Origin of the sequence: Citrobacter sp. TBCS-14 (genome assembly GCF_005280805.1) — a bacterium.
Taxonomy (GTDB): Bacteria; Pseudomonadota; Gammaproteobacteria; order Enterobacterales; family Enterobacteriaceae; genus Citrobacter; species Citrobacter gillenii.
On sequence record NZ_SZWM01000105.1, the window covers coordinates 1 to 329 of the forward strand.

The following is a 329-nucleotide window of genomic DNA, read 5'->3' on the forward strand; positions in this document are numbered from 1 at the left end:
AGATCCTGTTGCAGATCCGCCCGCATCAACGCACGTGCCGCCTCGTGCGGACTGGATTCATTGCGTAAATCGAGAATGTCAGGTTCAGCAAAGGTGAGCGTAGGATCAACCCATTGCCAGATTTCACCGTTATCCTCAGTGAACTGCATCCGCAGGGTATCCGCATGCTCCAGACCGGCCACGACTGCCTTTGCCAGCAGTGGTGCATTCAGTTCACCGGTTAATTCGACATAGTGTGCAACGCTCCACGCCGAGGGCAATGTGGAGAGCTTTTCTGCCATCCAGATCCCCGGCTGGGCTGCAACTAAAGGTAAGCGCTGAGTCATTGC

Annotated in this window: 1 protein-coding gene; it reads right to left on the minus strand. The window is 55.3% G+C overall.

Annotation, left to right across the window (positions count from 1 at the left end; all coding sequences use genetic code 11):
* Positions 1-326 (minus strand): condensation domain-containing protein (locus tag FDX22_RS00580; protein ID WP_146716572.1); only part of this gene is annotated, 326 nt, incomplete at its 3' end.
* Between the last annotated feature and the right edge of the window lie 3 nt (positions 327-329).